The following is a 19,930-nucleotide window of genomic DNA, read 5'->3' as shown; positions in this document are numbered from 1 at the left end:
GCCTAGTGCGCCTGAACCGCGCGGGCGGGCGCGGCGCCGGGCATCGGTGGATCCAACCGGGCGCTTTCCATCATCATCGCCGCCTGGGTGCGGTTCTGCGCCCCCAGCCGCCGCAACAGGGCGGTGATATGCGCCTTGACCGTCGCTTCGGCCAGCGACATCTCGTACGCGATCTGCTTGTTCGCCTTGCCCGCACAGATCAGCTTCATGATCCGCATCTGCTGTGGCGTCAGCGCGGCGATCTTGCGGCTGGCCTGCTGAAACTCGTCCCCGCCCTCGGGGTCGGCCTCGGGCGCGGTGTCATAGCCCCGCGGCAGGTATTGTTCGCCCTTGCGGATGGTGCACAGCGCATCGCGCAGCTTCTGCACCGGCAGATCCTTGGGCACGAATCCCGCCGCCCCCGCCGCCATCACCGCCGCGATCACGTCCCCGGTGGCCAGCGACGAGATCACCAGGATCGGCACATCGGGCAGCTTCTCGCGCAGCTGAAGAAAGCCGCTGATCCCCGTCGCGTCGGGCAGCTTCAGATCCAGCATGACCAGATCGGGCCGGAATGACGACCCAAGCTGTTTCAGCCCATCGCTTAATGTAGTTGCAGTTTTGACCTGGCAGCCGTCGAACAGATTGAAAAGTGCTGATGCCAGAGCCTCTCCGTAAAGAGGGTGGTCATCAATCACCAGCACTGCTTCAACCCGGCAAGGCGACGCCCCGACCGTTTGATGCATCATGACAGTTCCTCCCGCCGGGGAGGGTAACAGCAAGAAATCGAATCTGGCAAGGCCGTCGCGCGCCCGATGGGCCAGACGGCCACGCACCGCCGGCGCGGGCCCTGTCCGGCAACGCGTGCCTGCAGGGTCAGCCTGTGCCAACCCGACCCGCACGGCAATCGGGCAAAAGGTCTGTACCACTTATGGATTAAGCCGCCATCCGGGTGCCCGGATGGAATCAGAGCCGCGAACAAACGCTCGCGGCTCTGGCAGTCGATCGGTGCGCGCCGGACCGGCGCGCGGTAGGGATTACTTAGAACAGCACGCCGTGATCGTCGGCGTCGGGTCCGTACATGTTGATTTCCATCCCGCATTCGATTTCGCGGATGGCCGGTTTGGTCCATGCCATGTCAGGCTCTCCTCTGGTTCTGACATAATTTCATCCAAGGCCCCCCGACGGTCGCGCAGTCATGCCGCCGCGTCAAACCAAAGCTTCTAAGAAAAAATAAAAACCTTTTTCAAACAGCGCGTTAATCCAAGACCGGTGGGGTGCCATCCAGCTGAAATCCGCGATTTCTAAGCGTCTTGATCTGGAAACCGAAATCACTCATCGGGTCCAGCTTGCGCCGCAGATACCCGACATAGACATCGACGACATTCTCGGAACTGGCGCCCGCCCCGGCCCAAAGCGTCTGGAACAGATCGGCGCGCGCATGGACCTGACCCGGCTGCGCGGCCAGCGCCGACAACAGCGCGAATTCCCGCTGGGTCAGCACCACCTCGCGCCCCGGTGCGACCACCGCCCAACGGGCGCGCTCCAGCCGCGTGCGAGGCTTTTGCGGGCGGCTGAGCTGAACCTTGAGCCGCGCCAGAAGCTCGTCGAAGGAAAACGGTTTGACGACATAGTCATTCGCCCCGGCCTCCAGCCCGGCGGCACGGTCTGCGACCTCGGCCAGGGCGCTGAGCATCAGGATCGGGGTCGCGTTGCCCTCGGCCCGGACGCGCCGCACCAGGTCCAGCCCGCTGTCGCTGCCGATCATGACATCGACGATGGCGGCGGCCAGATCGCCCGCGCGAAACCGCTGCAGGGCGTCGTCGATGCGATGAGCGATGACCGTGTCATACCCATCCAGCGCCAGCGCGCGGGACAGAACCGATGTGATCTCGGCGTCGTCATCGACGATCAGGATGCGCGGCGCCGTGGTCATGCCGCCCCCTCGACCAAGGGCAGGCAGAGGGTGATCCGCGTGCCCGGCGCATCGCCGATCCGGTCGGCGTCGGGCACCGGGCTTTGCACCGCGATCTGTCCGCCCTGGGCCTGCATCACCCATTTCGCCAAGGCCAGACCGATGCCGAACCCCTCGCCCGGGCGGCCCTTGCGGAACCGTTCGAACACCGCTTCGGGCGGTGTGACGGCGATGCCGGGCCCGTTGTCGGTCACCTGCACCCGGGCCACATCCGCGCCCTGTCGCACGGTGACCTGCACGGCTTGGCCCGCGCGTGCGTGGCGCACCGCATTGTCGATCAGCCCCGTCACCACCTGCCGCATCCAGTTGGCATCGCCCAGCGCACTCACGGGCGTTTCGGCGTCCAGCGTCACCTGCATTCCGGCGCTGTTGGCCAGATCGCGCGCATCGACCACCGCCTCGCGCACCGCCTGGGACAGGTCGAACGCCGCGGTCTCCAGCTCCAGCGCGCCGCTTTCCGACCGCGCCACCCGCAGCAGATCGTCGATCCGCCGCCCCATCCGCAGCGCCCGCCGTTCGATGGTTTCCAACGCGGCGCTGCGATCGCCCGCCGCCTTGCGGGCCAGCTGTGCCTCCATCAGGATGACGGTCAGCGGCGTGCGCAGCTCGTGGCTGACATCGGCGAAGAAGCGGCGCCGGTTCTCGTCGATCTGCGACAGTTCGGCATTGGCCTGGCGCAGGGCCTCGGTCCGGTCGGCAATCGTGTCGCGCAGCCCGGCCCATTCGGCATCCACCTGCGCCTTGCGCTGCGCCAGCGCATGGGCGGCGCGGTTGGTTTCGCGGAACAGGCCGCCGATCTCGTCCCGGGCGCCATCGGGCAGCGCAATCGCGAAATCGCCCCGGCCGATCCGCCGCGCGGCACCCGCCAACAGATCCAGCCGCCGGAATTGCGGCCCGACCAGCCCGAAATAGACCGCCGCCGCCAGAACCGCGCCCACACCGCCCAACAGCAGCGCCCAGCGCACCAGTTGCCCGCGCAGCCGGGCGATATCGGCAATTATCAGTTCACGGCTGCGCAATTCGCCGGTGACGGCGGCGTTCAGCTGCGGGTCGAACCCGCTGGAAAACGCATTCAGGAACGCGGTCAGCTGTTCGGCCGTCATGTCCGAGGCCATGAGCGCATCGCGCGCCGATCCGAAATGCGCCTCCATCCGGGCGATCAACAGGCTGCGGGTCGCGGTGCGGGATTGCGCATCCAGGCCCAGCTGCCCCACCGCGGCGACGGCTTCGGCATTGTCGCGGCGCAGCTGCGCGAAGGACCGCGATATGTCCTGCGACAGCCGGTCGATGCGCGTCGCGCGCTGGGATTGCGGCAGGCCGGTCTGCGCCGCCTCGAGCGCGATGACCAGGAATTGCGACACCTGCGTCGACAGGGTGGCATAGCTGTCGATCCGCCGTTCCGCCGCGATCGAGGCCCCGATCCGGTCGCCGATCCGCGCCATGCCGGTCACCGTCAACAGGGTCGCGGCCAGCGTCACCGCACCCATCAGGGCCGCCGCGGCGCCCAGCCGGACCCGCAACAGGGACAGCCGCGCGCTCATCTTCGCTGCATCGCAGAAAGATCAACTTCCAGGCAGTTGCCCGCATTTTGTGCGACAATTCGTATCAAATCCGGATTTCGCCTTTCCCCGTTTGCCGCCAACCGTTCTAAGATAGACTGTCTTGCGGCATCCTCGGCACTAAGACGTACGTATGCATTGACACGAGGTTCAGATGATCGAGCTTGCTTTTGTTGCCTGCCTGTCTTTCGCACCGGATACCTGCGAAAAACAGTCCCTGCTGTTTACGGACGTGACGCCGATGCAATGTGTGCGCGGGGCACAGCCGGAATTGGCCAAATGGGTCAGCACCCATCAGAACTGGCGCATCGCCAGCTGGAAGTGCCGCACATTCGCCCCCGGCGAAAAGGACGTCTGAGCGCGTCTGGGCGCCCCCATCGGGCCGCGCCCCTATCTGATGCAGTCAGCGGCGGTTCATTCCCGACCGCTGCGGGCCGGACCGGCGATCCGGCGAAATCCTGTTCCCTGACCGTTGGCGACACGCGACGCATGATGGCTGTCGGCTGGGATGGCCCGGCCAATCGCGCAGCCGGGCAAAACGAATTGACGTGACAGAGCCCGACTTACAGCGGGAAAGACAGAACGCCGTTGCCGCGGCACGAGGTGAACACGGCCTCGGGGCGGCGGCGCGGGGCCACAAGGCGGGTACGTGCATCCACATCCGAACCGATGCTGACACGGGTGGCCAGGGCATTGGTGCGTCCTTCGCGGGCTTTTTGCAGAAGCGTGGTCATGGCGAGTTCCTCTCTGAGGGTTTCATTATTTTTGAAACTTCGGCAATCGTTACGCCCTTTCATGATTGTGCAAACACCGTGACGGATTCACGGCGGAATCTGGACCGAACTCCGCCATTTTGCGGCAATTTTTGTGACAACCTTAAGTTGCAGAAATGGCAAAAGTGTCGATTTACAGGCTTTTTGGTTAATGCCGATAAGCCGTGACACAATCCCGCCACATTTCGGCTGACGCCCAAAGCGGCGGACGGGCCAGGCCGATTCTGCGGCGCCCGGGGCGGATTCGGTTGCAAGCCCTTGCAAACGCGGCGTAAGTTCGCGCCTGCAACAAACGGGAAGGCACCGCGATGAAACCGCTCGAAGGCCTCAAGGTCGTGGAACTGGCGCGCATACTGGCCGGCCCCTGGGTCGGACAGGCCCTGGCCGATCTGGGCGCCGAGGTGATCAAGGTCGAAGCGCCCCAGGGGGATGACACCCGCCATTGGGGCCCACCGTTCATCGAGCGGGACGGCGACCGGACAGCGGCCTATTTCTATGCCTGCAACCGGGGCAAGCGGTCGGTCGTGGCCGATTTCCGCACGCCCGAGGGCCAGCAGATCGTGCGCGATCTGGTTCAGGACGCCGATATCCTAATCGAGAATTTCAAGCTGGGCGGGCTGGCAAAATACGGGCTGGACTATGCCAGCCTGTCGGCGCTGAACCCGCGGCTGATCTATTGCTCGATCACCGGGTTCGGCCAGACGGGACCATATGCGGAACGCGCGGGTTACGATTACCTGTTGCAGGGCATGTCGGGACTGATGTCGATCACCGGCGCCGCTGACGGCCAGCCGCAAAAGGTGGGCGTTGCCGTCACGGACGTGGTGACCGGGCTTTATGGCACCATCGGCATTCTGGCGGCGGTCGAACAGCGCCACCGCACCGGGCGCGGGCAACAGATCGACATGTCGCTGTTCGATTGTGCCACCGCGATGCTGGCCAACCAGACCATGAATTATCTGGCGACCGGGCAGTCGCCCACGCGACAGGGCAACGCGCACCCGAACATCGTGCCCTATCAGGTGTTCGATGTGGCCGACGGGCATGTGATCATCGCCGTGGGCAATGACGGGCAGTTCCGCAAGCTGTGCAAGGTTCTGGACTGCGACGCGCTGGCCGACGACCCGCGCTTTGCCACCAACCCCGACCGTGTGGCCAACCGCGATGCGCTGGTGCCGCAACTGGCCGAGCGCCTGTCAAAATGGCAGGCCGCCGATCTGTTGCAGGCGTTGGAGGCACAGGGCGTGCCCGCCGGGCCGATCAACACCGTGGGTCAGGCGCTGGAGGACCCGCAGATCGCCGCGCGGGGCCTGCGCATCGCGCCCGAGGGGGTGCCGGGCCTGCGGGGCCCGTGGCGGTTTTCAGATGCCGAACTGGCGGTCGAGCGCAGCGCGCCGATCCTGCCGAAATCCGGCAACTAGCCGCGCCCGGCGGCGCGATACCAGCGGATGATCGCCTGACGCTCGTCCGGCTCCATATAGGTCACATTGGCGGGCGGCATCGCGTGGCTGACCCCGGCCTGCAGGTAAACCTGCCGCGCGGCGCGGGCGATATCGGCGGGGGTCTCCAGCACGATCCCCTTGGGCGCGCGGCGGATCCCGTCATAGAACGGCTCGCGCGCGTGGCACATCGAACAGCGCCCCGGCACGATACCCGCCACGTCGTCGAACCCGTCTGCGGCGGCAAAGCGTTGCTCGGTCGGGGTCAGGGCGCGCGCCTCGGACGCCTCGACGCTGTCCTGGCGCAGCGGCGCGGTCGACAGCCACATGATGCAGATGAACAGCACCGCCGTCACCGCCCAGGTCCAGTTGGGCGAGCCCTTGCGTGCGTGGCGGGTGTTGAAATAATGCCGGATCGTCACCCCCATCAGAAAGACCAGCCCGGCGATCAGCCAGTTCCATTCGGTGGCAAAGGCCAGCGGATAATGGTTCGACAGCATCAGGAACACGACCGGCAGCGTCAGATAGTTGTTATGCGTCGACCGCAGCTTGGCGATCTTGCCGTATTTCGCGTCAGGGGTGCGCCCGGATTTCAGGTCCGCGACCACGATGCGCTGGTTCGGCATGATGATGAAAAACACGTTCGCGGTCATGATCGTGGCGGTGAACGCGCCCAGATGCAGCATCATCGCCCGGCCGGTGAAGATCTGGTTATAGCCCCAGCCCATCGCCACCAGCAACACGAACAGCAGCACCATCAGGAACGTGGGCCGCGCCGACAGGCCGGATTTGCACAGCAGGTCATAGACCAGCCAGCCGATCGTCAGCGACCCGGCGGAAATCGCGATCGCCTGCCACGGGGCCAGATCCATCTTGGTCAGGTCAATCAGGTACAGTTCGGCCCCCGCCCAATAGACGACCATCAACAAAGCCGCACCCGACAGCCAGGTGGTGTAGCTTTCCCATTTGAACCAGGTCAGATGCTCGGGCATCTGCGCGGGCGCGACCAGGTATTTGCGGATGTGATAGAAGCCGCCACCGTGGACCTGCCATTCCTCGCCATGGGCGCCCTTGGGCAGATCGGGCGCCTGTCGCAGGCCCAGGTCCAGCGCGATGAAATAGAAGGACGAGCCAATCCACGCCATCGCCGCGACCACATGCAGCCAGCGCACGGCAAACCCGACCCAATCCCAGATGATCGCAAGATCCTGCATCGTCGCCCTCGTTCCGCCGCTGTCCTGCATGCTCTAGCCCATTGCCACTTTCGCCTGTATCAGCGAAAAGAGCCGAGCTGTTTCAAATAATTCCTAAGAATGGCGCATGGCCTATCTGGACAATATCAAAACCTTCGTGCGCGTCTACGAGCTTGGCAGCATGTCCGCCGCCGCGCGGGATCAGCGCATTTCGGCGGCTGTGGCCTCAGCCCGGATCTCGCAACTGGAAGAGCATCTGAACGTGCGGCTTTTTCAGCGCACCACGCGCAAGCTGACACCGACCGAACAGGGGCTGCTGTTCTATCGCGGGGCGTGCCGAATTCTGGATGCGCTGGAACAGGCCGAGGCCGAGATCGTGAATGTCACCGACACGCCCCGTGGCACGCTTTATATCGCGGCGCCGCTGGGGCTGGGGCGGCGGCTGATCGCACCGGCGATCCCCGATTTCAAACAGGCCTATCCGCTGATCGACCTGCGGCTGCGCCTGTCAGACCGGCGGCTGGACCTGGCGGCCGAGGGGCTGGATGTGGCGTTCTTTCTGGGTGTGCCACAGGATTCGAACCTGCGGATTCGCAAGATCGCCGATTGCCCGCGCATCCTGTGCGCCGCGCCCGATTACATCGCGCGCGCGGGCATGCCCGCGACCGGCAACGACCTGATCCGCGAGCGCCATGCCTGTCTGAACCTGCGCTATCCCGGTGCGCCGGAATTCCAGTGGCCGCTGCAAACGCCCGATGGCGTGCGGCGCTTCGCCGTGTCGGGCCCGTTCGAAAGCGACGATGGCGACGTGCTGACCGATTGGGCGCTGGAGGGGCACGGCATCATCCTGAAACCGGTGTTCGAGGTCGCCGATCACCTGCGCGCGGGGCGGCTGGTGCCCGTGGCCGAGGCCGAACCGCCGGTGCCGGTGCAACTGGCCTGTCTTTACATGCACCGCCGCCGTCAGGACCCCAAGGCGCGGCTGCTGATCGACTTCATGGTCGACCGGATTGCGCCCGCCCTGCGCGGCTAGCTGCCGCGATAGGTGCTGTAGCCAAAGGGCGACAGCAAAAGCGGCACGTGGTAATGCGCATCCGGATCGTCGACGCCGAACCGGATCGGGATCTGGTCCAGGAATTTCGGATCGCCCAGCCCCGGCGCGTGACCGTCCAGATAATCGCCACAGAAAAAGATCAGCTCGTACTGGCCCGGCGCGAACTTACCCTTGGGCAGGATCGGCGTGTCGGTGCGCCCATCGGCATTGGTGACCGTTTCGACCAGTTTCTTGTGCGAATTGCCCGACACACGGTAAAGCGCGATCCTGATCCCCTCGGCCGGGCAGCCGCGGGCCGTGTCCAGGACATGTGTCGTCAGATATCCACTCATGATCTTTTCCCCTGATCTGCCGGGCACAGCTTATCGGGTCAGGGCGCGCGGACCAACAGCGGCATCGTCCCAAAAACTCTTTCTGGTTTTTTCGGATAATGCGGATCACTTTACTGCACTAGAGATAGGAAAACCCGAAGGAGACCCCAGTGACACGGTATTCCCGTGACATGCGCGGCTACGGCCCGACCCCGCCCGATCCGAAATGGCCCGACGATGCCCGGATCGCGGTTCAATTTGTCATCAACTATGAAGAAGGCGGCGAGAATTGCGTCCTGCACGGCGATGCCGCGTCCGAGGCTTTCCTGTCCGAAATCGTGGGCGCCGCGCCCTGGCCCGAGCAGCGGCACTGGAACATGGAATCGATCTATGAATACGGGGCGCGGGCCGGGTTCTGGCGGCTGCACCGGCTGTTCACCGAATACGGCATGCCGGTCACGGTCTATGGTGTGGCAAGCGCGCTGGCGCGCAGCCCCGAACAGGTGGCCGCGATGCAGGACGCCGGGTGGGAGATCGCCAGCCACGGGCTGAAATGGATCGAATACAAGGATTTCACCCCCGAGGATGAAGCCCATGACATGATCGAGGCGATCCGCCTGCATACCGAGGTCACGGGCGAACGCCCCACGGGCTGGTATACCGGGCGCTGTTCGGATCACACCGTCGCGCTGGCCGCCGAAGAGGGCGGGTTCGACTATGTCGCCGATACCTATGCCGATGACCTGCCCTATTGGATGCGGGTGGGCGGCCGCGATCAGCTGATCGTGCCCTATACGCTGGACTGCAACGACATGCGCTTTGCCACGCCACAGGGGTTCAACACGGGCGATCAGTTCTTCATCTATCTGCGCGACAGCTTCGATGCGCTTTACGCCGAAGGCCGCGCCGGCGCGCCCAGGATGCTGTCGGTCGGGCTGCATTGCCGCCTGGTCGGACGACCGGGCCGGATCATGGCGCTGCGCCGGTTCCTGGACTATGTCCGCGCGCATTCCAATGTCTGGGTCGCCCGGCGCATCGACATCGCACGCCACTGGCACAAGCACCACCCGCCGAACGCGGCGCCGCGTCCCTCGCAGATGGAGCGGGCCGAGTTCGTCAGCCGCTTCGGCGGTATCTACGAGCACTCTCCGTGGATCGCGGACCGGGCCTTCGATCTGGAACTGGGACCGGCCCATGATTGCGCCGCGGGCGTCGCCAATGCCCTGGCGCGTGTCTTCCGCAGCGCCAGCCCCGAGGAACGGCTGTCGGTGCTGCGCGCCCATCCCGATCTGGCGGGCAAGCTGGCAGCGGCGAAACGGCTGACCGATGCCTCGACCGCAGAACAGGCCAGTGCCGGTCTGGACGCGCTGACCGATCCCGAACGGTCGGCTTTCGTGCGGCTGAACAGCGCCTATGCCGAAAAGCACGGCTTTCCCTTCATCATCGCCGTACGTGACCATGACAAGGCGTCGATCCTGACCGCGTTCCAATCCCGGCTGGATCACGACACCCGGACCGAGATCGACGAGGCCTGCCGCCAGGTCGAACGGATCGCCCTGCTGCGCCTGCGGGCGCTGTTCGGGGAATGACGCAAACGCTGATCCCCGCGCCCCTGACGGCCGAAGCCTTCGCCCCCTTCGGCGATGTGCTCGAGGCCACGGGCGTCCCGGACAAGATCATCAATCAGGGGCTTTGCGGCCGCTGGCATGACTGCGCGCGGCTGGATTTCGGCGACGGGCGCGCGGGCATCAGCGTGTTCAAGGCCGAACCGCGCACCCTGCCCTATCGGCTGGACATGGTCGAACGTCACCCCGATGGCAGCCAGGCCTTCATTCCGCTCAGCCAATGCGCGTTTCTGGTGATTGTTTCAGCAGACGACCAAGGCTGCCCCGGAACCCCGCGCGCGTTTTTGACAGCGCCGGGTCAGGGCATCAACCTGTTGCGTGGCACCTGGCACGGCGTTCTGACACCGTTGCAGGACCCCGGCCTGTTTGCCGTGATCGACCGCATCGGTCCCGGCCCCAACCTGGAAGAACACTGGTTCGACACGCCCTATCGGGTGTTGCCGGGCCAGGACTGAACCCACCCGACAGAGGTGCGCCCAACCGCAACGACCAACAGAACGAGGGAAACTGACATGGCCGAAACACTGATTGGAACGCCAGAACAGCTGCGCGATCCGAATTACACCCCCGCACTGGCCAAGGCGATCCCGCTGGGGATCCAGCATGTGCTGGCCATGTTCGTGTCGAATGTCACACCGGCGATCATCGTCGCCGGGGCGGCCGGGTTCGGATTTGGCTCTAACTCGCCCGACTTCCCGGAATTGCTGTACCTGATCCAGATGTCGATGCTGTTTGCCGGTGTCGCCACCCTGTTGCAGACGATCACCATCGGCCCCGTGGGCGCCGCGCTGCCCATCGTGCAGGGCACCAGCTTCGCCTTTCTGCCGATCATGATCCCGCTGGCAGCAGACAAGGGAGTCGACGGGCTGGCCGCGCTCTTCGGCGGCGTGGTGATCGGCGGGCTGTTCCATGCCTGTCTGGGTTTCTTCATCGGCAGGATACGCTTTGCCCTGCCGCCGCTGGTGACGGGGCTGGTGGTGACGATGATCGGGCTGGCGCTGGTCAAGGTCGGCATCCAATACGCCGCGGGCGGGGTGCCGGCCATCGGCACGCCCGAATACGGCAGCTTTCTGAACTGGTCCGCGGCGCTGGTGGTGATCTTTGTCACGCTGGGGCTGAAATTCTTCACCGGCGGGATGCTGTCGATCTCGGCCGTGCTGCTGGGGCTGATCGCGGGCTATATCTATGCGCTGTTCGCCGGCATGCTCAGCTTTGACGCCATCGCGACCTCGTGGACGCGCGCGGCCGCCTTTGCCCTGCCGCAGCCGTTCAAATACGGGTTCGAATTCAGCATCGCCGCCGTGGTCGGTTTCTGCCTGATGGCCTTTGTCTCGGCTGTGGAAACCGTGGGCGACGTGTCGGGCATCACCAAGGGCGGCGCGGGCCGCGAAGCGACCGAGGCCGAGATCAGCGGCGCCACCTTCGCCGACGGTCTGGGCAGCGCCATCGCGGGCCTTTTTGGCGGCTTCCCCAACACCTCGTTCAGCCAGAACGTGGGCCTGATCGCGATGACCGGCGTCATGAGCCGCCATGTGGTCACCTGCGGCGCAATCTTCCTGATCATCTGCGGGCTGGTGCCCAAGGTCGGCGGCGTGATCCGCACCGTCCCGATCGAGGTTCTGGGCGGCGGCGTCATCGTGATGTTCGGCATGGTGGTCGCAGCGGGCATCTCGATGCTGTCCGAGGTCGCCTGGAACCGCCGCAACATGGTGATCTTCGCCATTGCGCTGTCCATTGGCCTGGGCCTGCAACTGGAACCGGGCGCGGTGCAGCACCTGCCCGATACCGCGCGCATCCTGATGACCTCGGGCCTGCTGCCGGCGGCGGCGATTGCGATCATTCTGAACCTGATCCTGCCCGACCCGCTGGAACCCGCCGCGACCGACGAGATCTCGGGCGGCATGTCCGGCGGCAAATAACCGGTAACGGGGCCGCTTACCGGCGGCCCCTTGCCCCCATCAGCCGGGCCATGTCCAGCATCCGGCAGCTGAAGCCCCATTCGTTGTCATACCAGCCGAAGACCCGCAAAAGCCCCCCCGACGAGACCGAGGTCTCGGGCCCGCTGACAACCAGCGATTCCGGCCGCATCCGCAAATCCGACGACACCAGCGGCTGGTCGATCCACCCAAAGACAGGCGATGTTTCCGCCGCATCACGCAACAGCGCATTGACCGCCGCCACCGTCACGCTTTCACGCAGCTGCACCGTCAGATCGATGGCCGACACGCTGGCCGTCGGCACCCGGATCGCCCGCGCCTCAATCCGGCCGGCCAGATGCGGCAGCACCCGGCCCGTCAGCTTCTGCGCGCTGGTGGTCGTGGGCACCATCGACAGCGCGGCGGCACGGCTGCGCTCCAGCTGGGCGCGCGGCTTGTCCACGGTGGGCTGGCTGCCGGTATAGCAATGCACCGTGGTCATCTGCCCGCTGATGATGCCATAGGCCGCGTCCAGCACCCGCGCCAGCGGCGCCAGCGCGTTGGTGGTGCAACTGGCATTCGACACGATGCGCTGATCGCCCAACGCGCCCTCATTCGCGCCCATGACGATGGTGATATCCGCCTCGTCCGACGGGCCCGAGATCAACACCGATCCCGCCCCGGCCTGCAATCCCCGCTCGGCAACCTGCCGCGTGCCCGCCATGCCGGTGCATTCCAGAACGGCATCCACATCGCTCAGATCCAGCGCACGCAAATCATCGACCCCGTGAAACGGAATCGCCCGCCCGCCCACATGCAGCGCGCCGTCTCCCGCCCGAACCGGCCCCGGAAACGGGCCAAAGACACTGTCATACTGAAACAGATAGGCACAGGTCTCCAGCGGCTCGATATCGTTGATCAACACCAACTCGACCCCGTCCGCCCCCTGCATCAGGATACGCAGGATCGACCGACCGATCCGGCCAAAACCGTTCAGGGCAATACGGATCGGTTGCGCGCTCATCGGGACCACTCCATTCAGGCTCTCCTGCCGAACACTACGCCCCCGCGCCGCCGATGCCAGACCGGAATTGTACCAATCAACCGCCGAGGACTTGCCAATATGTTCGCCCTATGTTCCGATTGGCGCGAAAAACCGGAGGAGCCCGATGGACCAACGTATCAGCCTGATCACCCTCGGCGTGCGGGACCTGGACTGCGCGACACGGTTCTATCGCGATCTGGGCTGGGCGCCCGTCGACAGCCCCGATGGCGTCGTAGCCTTCGACCTGATCGGTCAGACGCTGGGGCTCTTCCCCCTCGACGCACTGGCACAGGATATCGGCCTGCCGGTCTCCGATCTGGGCACGGGCGCCGCGACGCTGGCCCACAACCTGCGCGACCGCGCCGGGGTCGACGACCTGATGCGCCGCGCCGAAACGGCCGGGGCCGATATCCTGAAACCCGCCACCGAATCCTTCTGGGGCGGCTATCACGGCTATTTCCGCGACCTCGACGGTCATATCTGGGAAATCGCCCACAACCCCTTCGCGCCGCTCTCGCCCGATGGCGCCTTCCGCTGGAACGGCTACTGAACCGCCCCCTTCTTCTTGGCGAAAATACTCCGGGGTGAATGGGCCGCCAGGCCCAGAGGGGCAGCGCCCCTCCCCCGCCGTCACACTTTCATGTGCCGGTTCACATCCTTGTACAGCAGATAACGGAACGGCTCCGGCCCACCGGCATAGCACCCCTGCGGGCAGAACGCGCGCAACCACATGAAATCGCCCGCCTCGACCTCGACCCAGTCCTGGTTCAGCCGGTAAACCCCCTTGCCCTGCAACACGTAAAGCCCATGCTCCATCACATGGGTTTCCTCGAACGGGATCGACGCGCCGGGTTGCAGCGTGACGATGGTAATTTGCATGTCATGGCGCAGATCCATCGGATCGACGAAACGGGTCGTGGCCCAGGCGCCGTCGCAATCGGGCATCGGGGTCGGGGCGATGTCGCGCTCATTGGCGATGATCACCTCGGGCACCTCGACCCCGTGGACCATCTGGTATCGCTTGCGGATCCAGTGGAACGTGGCCACCTCATCGCCCTTGTTGTGCAGGGACCAGTCGATATCCGGCGGCAGATAGGCGAAGCCGCCCGGCTCCATCTCATGGGTCTTACCCGCCACGCGCAGGGTGATCGTACCGCCCACCACGAACAGCGCGGCCTCGACCCCGGCCTCGGTCTCGGGGCGGTCGCTGCCACCGCCGGGGGCGATCTGGGCGATATATTGCGAAAATGTCTCGGCAAACCCGCTCAGCGGTCGCGCCAGCACCCAGAACCGCGCGCCGGTCCAATGCGGCAACGCGCTCAGCACGATATCGCTGAGCACCCCGCGCGGGATGATCGCATAGCTTTCGGTAAAGACCGCCCGGCCGGTGGTCAGTTGGTCCTGCCCCGGCAGGCCACCCGCCGGCACGTGATAAGAGCGGTCCGTCATCGCGCTGCCCTCCTGTTCCTGCCTGCATCAAACGCGCAAGCGTGGCGCGCGCCAACCCGAAACCCGTTCGGGAATCGCTGAAGCTCTGGTCGGGCTTTCGTGAAAATGGCGCGCGACCCTATTGGGCGGGCACCGTGCCCTTTTTCAGACGCAGCTCTGCGGCCGTTGCATGCCCGGCCATCCCCTCCAGCCGGCTGATCCGGGCGGTCGCCTCGGCCAGGGGAACCATGCCCCTGGTGTCACAGCGCTGCCACGTCACGGTCTTGATGAATTTCTGCACCGACAGCCCGCCCGTATAGCGCGCCGCGCCGCTGGTCGGCAGCACATGATTGGGACCGGCCGCCTTGTCGCCAAAGGCCACGGTGGTCTCGGCCCCCAGAAACAACGCGCCATAGACCCGCAACCGCCCCAGCCACCAATCCAGATCGCGCGCCTGAACATGCAGATGCTCGGGCGCATAGCGGTCGGCCACCGCCGCCATCTCGTCGCGCCCGGCGCACAGAATGACCTCGGCCCGCTCGTCCCAGGCGGTGCGAGCGGCGGCGGCATTCACCTCGGGCAGCTGCGCGGCCAGTTCCGGCGCGCGGCGCAGCACAGCCTCGGCCAGCGCGCGGTCGTCGGTGACCAGCCAGACCGGGCTGTCGGGGCCATGTTCGGCCTGGCTGATCAGGTCCCAGGCCACGGTGTCGGCATCGGCACTGCTGTCGGCCACAATCAGCACATCGGTCGGCCCGGCGAACATGTCGATCCCATGCGCCCCGAAAAGTTGCCGCTTGGCCTCGGCCACAAAGGCATTGCCGGGCCCGGCCAGAACATCGGCCGGGCGGGTGCCGAACAGCCCGCCCGCCATCGCCGCCACCGCCTGCACCCCACCCAGCGCCAGGATCGTATCGGCACCGGCCAGGTCCATCGCATACAGCACCGCATCGGGGATCCCCGCGCCCTGACGCGGGGGCGAGGCCGCGACCACCTGCGACACCCCGGCCACACGCGCGGTCGTAACCGTCATCAGCGCGCTGCTGATATGCGTGTACCGCCCGCCGGGCACATAACAGCCCGCCGCCGTCACCGGGATCTGTTTCTGCCCGGCCCACATGCCGGGCATCAGCTCGACCTGCATGTCGTTCAGCGTGGATCGCTGCGCCTCGGCGAATCGGCGGATGTTCTGATGGGCGAACCGGATATCGTCGCGCAGCTGGTCCGGCACACGGGCGGCCGCACGGTCCAGTTCGGCACGCGACAGCACGATTTCACCGTCCCAGCCGTCCAGCGCACGCGCGAAATCCGCAACCGCCGCCTCGCCCGTCGCGGCGATCTGGTCCAGCATTCCGGCCACCCGCTCGGTCAACGCCTGCTGCTCTTCGGCCGGGCGGGGCTGGGCGCGTTTCAGATAGGTTTCGGTCATCACAATGTCCAATGGCGTCAAATGCTTGCCGCCAGCGCGGCAAGGGGAAAGTCACCCTTTCAGACATGCCAGCGCCGCGCGGCTTGTCAATCTTTCCCGCGCCACCCGGCCGAAAGCCACCGACAAGCGTCGTTTTTCCCCCACAGATCCCGCGCCCGAACGCCTTGCACAACGCGCATGGCTGATATGCCAGTGTCCGCATAGCCAAATGGTTTAATATTAAACTATATATCCAACATCAAATTCCAAGGGAGGATTTCATGGCGCAAGCACCCGAAGACCTGGACCCGACCGAGTCCCGGGAATGGCAGGACGCCATTGCCGATGTGATCGAACGCGACGGCCCGGCCCGCGCGCATTACCTGTTGGACAAGGCCGTGGCGCAAGCCCGCGCAGCGGGCGCCAATCTGCCGTTTTCCGCCACGACCCCGTATCAGAACACCATCCCGGCCGACGATCAGGAGGCTTTCCCCGGCGATATCGAGATGGAATGGCGCATTCGCACCATCAATCGCTGGAACGCCATGGCCACCGTCGTGCGCCGCAACAAGGTTTCCAGCGAATATGGCGGGCATATCGCGTCCTTCGCGTCCTCTGCCGTGATGTATGATATAGGGTTAAACCATTTCTGGCGCGCAAAGTCGGCGATCCATGGCGGCGACCTGGTGTTCTTTCAGGGTCATGTGATCCCCGGCATCTATGCCCGCAGCTTCATGGAAGGTCGCATCAGCGAGGAACAGCTGGAAAACTTCCGGTCCGAGGTCGCGGGCAACGGCCTGTCCTCCTATCCGCACCCGTGGCTGATGCCCGATTACTGGCAGTTCCCGACCGTTTCCATGGGGCTGGGGCCGCTGATGGCGATCTATCAGGCGCGGTTCATGAAATACATGCACAATCGCGGCCTGATCGACATGGCCGACCGCAAGGTCTGGTGCTTTCTGGGCGATGGAGAGATGGACGAACCCGAAAGCCGTGGCGCCATCGACCTGGCCGTGCGCGAGGGTTTGGACAACCTGATCTTCGTCATCAACTGCAACCTGCAACGGCTGGATGGCCCGGTGCGCGGCAACCACAAGATCGTGCAGGAGCTGGAGGGCGACTTTCGCGGCGCGGGCTGGGAAGTGATCAAGCTGCTTTGGGGCAAGGGCTGGGACGAGCTGCTGGAAAACGATACCAGCGGACGGTTGCGCCAGTTGATGGATGAAACCGTCGACGGCGATTACCAGACGTTCAAATCCAAGGACGGCGCCTATATCCGCAAGCATTTCTTTGGCAAATACCCCGAAACCGCCGCGTTGGTCGAGGATTGGACCGACGACCAGATCTGGGCGCTGCGCCGGGGCGGGCATGACCCGCAAAAGGTCTATACCGCGTTCAAGCGCGCGACCGAGACCAAGGGCCAGCCGACCTGTTTGCTGGTGAAAACCGTCAAGGGTCACGGCATGGGCAAGGCGGGCGAGGGGCAGAACACCACCCACCAGCAAAAGAAGATGAACGAGGAACAGCTGCGCGCCTTTCGCGACCGGTTCAAGATCCCGGTGAGTGACGAGGATGTGGGCAAGGCGCCCTTCGTCACGCTGAACAATGCGCAGAAAGCCTATCTTCTGGAACGGCGCAAGGAGCTGGGCGGGGCGTTTCCGCAGCGGTTCAGCGACGCGCCCAAGCTGGAGATCCCACCGCTGGAGAAATTCGAGGCCCAGCTTAAGGGCACGGGCGAGCGCGAGATTTCGACCACCATGGCCTTTGTCCGCATCCTGACCACGCTGTTGCGTGACAAGCAGGTCGGCAAGCAGGTGGTCCCGATCGTGCCGGACGAAAGCCGCACCTTCGGGATGGAGGGGCTGTTTCGGTCGGTCGGGATCTATAACCCGCAAGGGCAGAAATACACGCCCGAGGATGCCGACCAGATGATGTTCTACAAGGAATCGACCGACGGTCAGGTTCTGCAAGAGGGCATCAACGAAGCCGGCGCCATGGCCGACTGGATCGCGGCGGCAACGTCTTATTCCAACCACGGCGTGCCGATGATCCCGTTCTTCATCTATTACTCGATGTTCGGCTTCCAGCGGATCGGCGATCTGGCCTGGGCCGCCGGTGACAGCCGCGCGCGTGGCTTCATGCTAGGCGGCACCGCCGGGCGCACCACGCTGAACGGCGAAGGGTTGCAGCACGAGGACGGCCACAGCCACATCCTGGCCGGGACGATCCCCAACTGCATCAGCTATGACCCGACCTTTCAATACGAGGTCGCGGTGATCATCCAGCACGGGCTGAAGCGGATGTATCAGGATCAGGAAGACGTGTTCTTCTACCTGACCCTGATGAACGAAAACTATGCCCATCCCGACATGCCGATGGGCGTGGAAGAGGGGATCATCAAGGGCCTGTACCGGCTGCAAAAAACCGCGCGCCCCGGCAAGAAGCACGTGAACCTGATCGGCTCGGGCACGATCCTGATGCAGGCGATCAAGGCCGCCCAGATGCTGAAGGAGGACTTCGGCGTCACAGCGGATATCTGGTCGGCCACCAGCTTCAACGAATTGGCGCGCGATTGCCAGGACGTACAGCGCCACAACCGGCTGAACCCGCTGGGGGAAGAGCGCGCGTCCTTCGTCGCCGAAACGCTTTCGGGCGCCAAGGGGCCGTTCATCGCCGCCACCGATTACATGAAGAACTATGCCGAACAGATCCGCGCCTGCGTGCCCGGACGCTATTCGGTGCTGGGGACGGATGGGTTCGGACGCTCGGACAGCCGGGTGAACCTGCGCCGGTTCTTCGAGGTGGATGCCAACCATATCGCCGCCGCCGCAATGGTCGATCTGTATCGCGAAGGCGCGGTGACCAAGAAAGACCTGCAAGCGGCGCTGGCCAAATACGACATTGACGGCGCAAAGCCGAACCCGCGCCTTGTGTGATCGGGACAGGAGGAGATTGAACAATGACGATTGACGTGAACGTGCCCGATATCGGCGATTTCACCGATGTACCGGTGGTCAGCATTCTGGTCAGCGTGGGCGATGTGATCGCCGAAGAAGACCCGATTGTCGAGCTGGAAAGCGACAAGGCCACGATGGAGGTTCCGAGCCCTGCCGCTGGCAAGGTGGTCGAGATCAAGGTGGCCGAGGGCGATACCGTGTCCAAGGGCGCGCTTTTGCTGGTGCTGGAGGGAGCAGCGCCCGAGGCGGCCATCGAGGCCACCCCGGACGCGGCCGCCCCGGCAACCGCAGCGCCAACCGAACCCGCTGCGTCGGCGGCGCCCACCCCGGCGCCGGTCACGGACGCGGGCTTCGGCAAGGCCCATGCCAGCCCGTCGGTCCGCGCCTTTGCCCGGCAGCTGGAAATCGACCTCAGCCAGGTCAACGGTACGGGCCGCAAGGGCCGGATCCTGCGCGAGGATGTGACCGCTTTCCTGAAAACCCAAGCCGCGCCTGCCGCATCGGGCGGCGCGGTGTCGGGTGGCATGGGCATCCCGCCGATCCCGGCGGTGGATTTCAGCAAGTTCGGCCCGGTCGAAGACGTGGAGATGCCGCGGATCAAGAAGCTGTCCGGCCCCGCGCTACACCGATCTTGGCTGAACATCCCGCATGTCACGCATAACGAAGAGGCCGACATTACCGATCTGGACGCCTATCGCCGTGAGCTGGACGGCCAGGCGAAACAGGACGGCTATCGCGTGACGCTGCTGTCCTTCATGATCAAGGCCAGCGTTTCGGCGCTGAAGGCGCATTGGGAGGTCAACTCGTCGATCCATCCCGATGGTGACAAGCTGATCAGGAAGGGTTTCTTCAACATCGGTTTTGCGGCCGATACGCCCAATGGGCTGGTCGTGCCGGTGATCAAGGACGCGGACCGCAAGGGGATCATCGAGATCTCGAAAGAGCTGGGCGAGCTGAGCGCGAAGGCGCGCGACGGCAAGCTGAAGGGCGACGAGATGTCGGGCGCGAGTTTTACGATATCCAGCCTGGGCGGGATCGGCGGGACCAGCTTCACCCCCATCGTGAACGCGCCCGAGGTGGCGATCCTGGGCCTGACACGGTCGAAGATGGCGCCGGTCTGGGATGGCGAGGCGTTCGTGCCACGGCTGATGCAGCCGCTCAGCCTGTCCTATGACCACCGGGCCATTGACGGGGCCCTGGCGGCGCGGTTCTGCGCCACGTTGAAACACCTGCTCGGCGATGTGCGCCGGCTGATGCTGTAAGGGGGGCCG

19 protein-coding genes are annotated in these 19,930 nt (G+C 65.0%); 9 read left to right on the top strand and 10 right to left on the bottom strand.

Annotated features, from left to right (window positions below):
• Positions 1-2: 2 nt before the first annotated feature.
• The 4 genes from CLM60_RS19480 to CLM60_RS19465 all read right to left on the bottom strand — a co-directional run bounded on the left by CLM60_RS19480 (position 3) and on the right by CLM60_RS19465 (position 3,495).
• Positions 3-728, bottom strand: coding sequence for a response regulator (locus CLM60_RS19480; protein WP_342745136.1), 726 nt, complete (start codon positions 726-728; stop codon positions 3-5).
• 292 nt (positions 729-1,020) lie between these two features.
• A complete protein-coding gene (pqqA, locus tag CLM60_RS19475; RefSeq protein ID WP_036561101.1) occupies positions 1,021-1,116 on the bottom strand; it encodes a pyrroloquinoline quinone precursor peptide PqqA in 96 nt (31 codons plus the stop codon).
• Between the two features lie 121 nt (positions 1,117-1,237).
• A complete protein-coding gene (locus CLM60_RS19470; RefSeq protein WP_095590829.1) occupies positions 1,238-1,915 on the bottom strand; it encodes a response regulator transcription factor in 678 nt (225 codons plus the stop codon).
• Complete coding sequence (locus CLM60_RS19465) at positions 1,912-3,495, bottom strand: sensor histidine kinase (RefSeq protein ID WP_095590828.1); 1,584 nt, start codon at positions 3,493-3,495, stop codon at positions 1,912-1,914. The genes CLM60_RS19470 and CLM60_RS19465 overlap by 4 nt, the downstream gene beginning before the upstream one ends.
• A gap of 172 nt (positions 3,496-3,667) precedes the next feature.
• On the opposite strand from CLM60_RS19465, the gene CLM60_RS19460 reads away from it, so the two are divergent.
• Positions 3,668-3,871, top strand: coding sequence for a hypothetical protein (locus CLM60_RS19460; protein ID WP_095590827.1), 204 nt, complete (start codon positions 3,668-3,670; stop codon positions 3,869-3,871).
• Between the two features lie 205 nt (positions 3,872-4,076).
• Here CLM60_RS19460 and CLM60_RS21030 read toward each other — a convergent pair whose 3' ends face one another.
• Positions 4,077-4,247: a hypothetical protein gene (locus tag CLM60_RS21030; RefSeq protein ID WP_176473937.1), complete on the bottom strand. Its 171-nt coding sequence runs from the start codon at positions 4,245-4,247 to the stop codon at positions 4,077-4,079.
• A gap of 347 nt (positions 4,248-4,594) precedes the next feature.
• On the opposite strand from CLM60_RS21030, the gene CLM60_RS19455 reads away from it, so the two are divergent.
• Entirely contained in the window at positions 4,595-5,707 is a 1,113-nt protein-coding gene (locus tag CLM60_RS19455; protein WP_095590826.1) for a CaiB/BaiF CoA transferase family protein, read from the top strand.
• Here the strand turns inward: CLM60_RS19455 and CLM60_RS19450 are convergent.
• A complete protein-coding gene (locus CLM60_RS19450) occupies positions 5,704-6,939 on the bottom strand; it encodes a urate hydroxylase PuuD (protein ID WP_095590825.1) in 1,236 nt (411 codons plus the stop codon). The two genes, CLM60_RS19455 and CLM60_RS19450, sit on opposite strands and share 4 nt — an antisense overlap.
• 106 nt (positions 6,940-7,045) lie before the next feature.
• On the opposite strand from CLM60_RS19450, the gene CLM60_RS19445 reads away from it, so the two are divergent.
• Complete coding sequence (locus tag CLM60_RS19445) at positions 7,046-7,951, top strand: LysR family transcriptional regulator (protein WP_095590824.1); 906 nt, start codon at positions 7,046-7,048, stop codon at positions 7,949-7,951.
• Here CLM60_RS19445 and uraH read toward each other — a convergent pair.
• Positions 7,948-8,304 carry a hydroxyisourate hydrolase gene (gene uraH / locus CLM60_RS19440; protein ID WP_095590823.1) on the bottom strand — a complete coding sequence of 119 codons (357 nt, stop codon included), beginning with the start codon at positions 8,302-8,304 and terminating at the stop codon, positions 7,948-7,950. The two genes, CLM60_RS19445 and uraH, sit on opposite strands and share 4 nt — an antisense overlap.
• Positions 8,305-8,453: 149 nt before the next feature.
• Here uraH and puuE point away from each other — a divergent pair, with 149 nt between their 5' ends.
• Genes puuE through CLM60_RS19425 form a run of 3 tightly spaced genes read left to right on the top strand, consistent with a single transcriptional unit; the run spans position 8,454 to position 11,827 of the window.
• A complete protein-coding gene (puuE, locus tag CLM60_RS19435; protein ID WP_095590822.1) occupies positions 8,454-9,872 on the top strand; it encodes an allantoinase PuuE in 1,419 nt (472 codons plus the stop codon).
• Positions 9,869-10,363 (top strand): ureidoglycolate lyase, encoded by a 495-nt coding sequence (locus CLM60_RS19430; RefSeq protein ID WP_095590821.1) that lies wholly within the window; start codon positions 9,869-9,871, stop codon positions 10,361-10,363. The genes puuE and CLM60_RS19430 overlap by 4 nt, the downstream gene beginning before the upstream one ends.
• A gap of 57 nt (positions 10,364-10,420) precedes the next feature.
• Positions 10,421-11,827, top strand: coding sequence for a uracil-xanthine permease family protein (locus CLM60_RS19425; protein ID WP_095590820.1), 1,407 nt, complete (start codon positions 10,421-10,423; stop codon positions 11,825-11,827).
• A gap of 16 nt (positions 11,828-11,843) precedes the next feature.
• Here CLM60_RS19425 and CLM60_RS19420 read toward each other — a convergent pair whose 3' ends face one another.
• Positions 11,844-12,848 (bottom strand): type I glyceraldehyde-3-phosphate dehydrogenase, encoded by a 1,005-nt coding sequence (locus CLM60_RS19420; protein ID WP_095590819.1) that lies wholly within the window; start codon positions 12,846-12,848, stop codon positions 11,844-11,846.
• A 145-nt stretch (positions 12,849-12,993) separates the two neighbouring features.
• On the opposite strand from CLM60_RS19420, the gene CLM60_RS19415 reads away from it, so the two are divergent.
• On the top strand, positions 12,994-13,419 hold the full coding sequence (locus CLM60_RS19415) for a VOC family protein (RefSeq protein WP_095590818.1): 426 nt from the start codon (positions 12,994-12,996) through the stop codon (positions 13,417-13,419).
• Between the two features lie 80 nt (positions 13,420-13,499).
• On the opposite strand, the gene CLM60_RS19410 is transcribed toward CLM60_RS19415, so the two are convergent.
• Both CLM60_RS19410 and hisD read right to left on the bottom strand, forming a co-directional pair.
• On the bottom strand, positions 13,500-14,318 hold the full coding sequence (locus CLM60_RS19410; protein WP_095590817.1) for a bifunctional allantoicase/(S)-ureidoglycine aminohydrolase: 819 nt from the start codon (positions 14,316-14,318) through the stop codon (positions 13,500-13,502).
• Positions 14,319-14,436: 118 nt separating this feature from the next.
• Entirely contained in the window at positions 14,437-15,723 is a 1,287-nt protein-coding gene (gene hisD, locus CLM60_RS19405; RefSeq protein ID WP_095590837.1) for a histidinol dehydrogenase, read from the bottom strand.
• Between the two features lie 260 nt (positions 15,724-15,983).
• Here hisD and aceE point away from each other — a divergent pair, with 260 nt between their 5' ends.
• Positions 15,984-18,638 (top strand): pyruvate dehydrogenase (acetyl-transferring), homodimeric type, encoded by a 2,655-nt coding sequence (gene aceE, locus CLM60_RS19400; RefSeq protein ID WP_095590816.1) that lies wholly within the window; start codon positions 15,984-15,986, stop codon positions 18,636-18,638.
• 23 nt (positions 18,639-18,661) lie between these two features.
• The gene (locus CLM60_RS19395; RefSeq protein WP_095590815.1) at positions 18,662-19,921 is read left to right on the top strand and encodes a dihydrolipoyllysine-residue acetyltransferase; all 1,260 of its coding nucleotides are present in this window, start codon (positions 18,662-18,664) and stop codon (positions 19,919-19,921) included.
• Positions 19,922-19,930 lie beyond the last annotated feature (9 nt).

The sequence above is a fragment of the Actibacterium ureilyticum genome (genome assembly GCF_002285435.1).
GTDB classification, from domain to species: Bacteria; Pseudomonadota; Alphaproteobacteria; order Rhodobacterales; family Rhodobacteraceae; genus Actibacterium_C; species Actibacterium_C ureilyticum.
The sequence above is the reverse complement of the archived record's forward strand: the minus strand, read 5'-3'. Positions and strand labels throughout refer to the sequence as shown.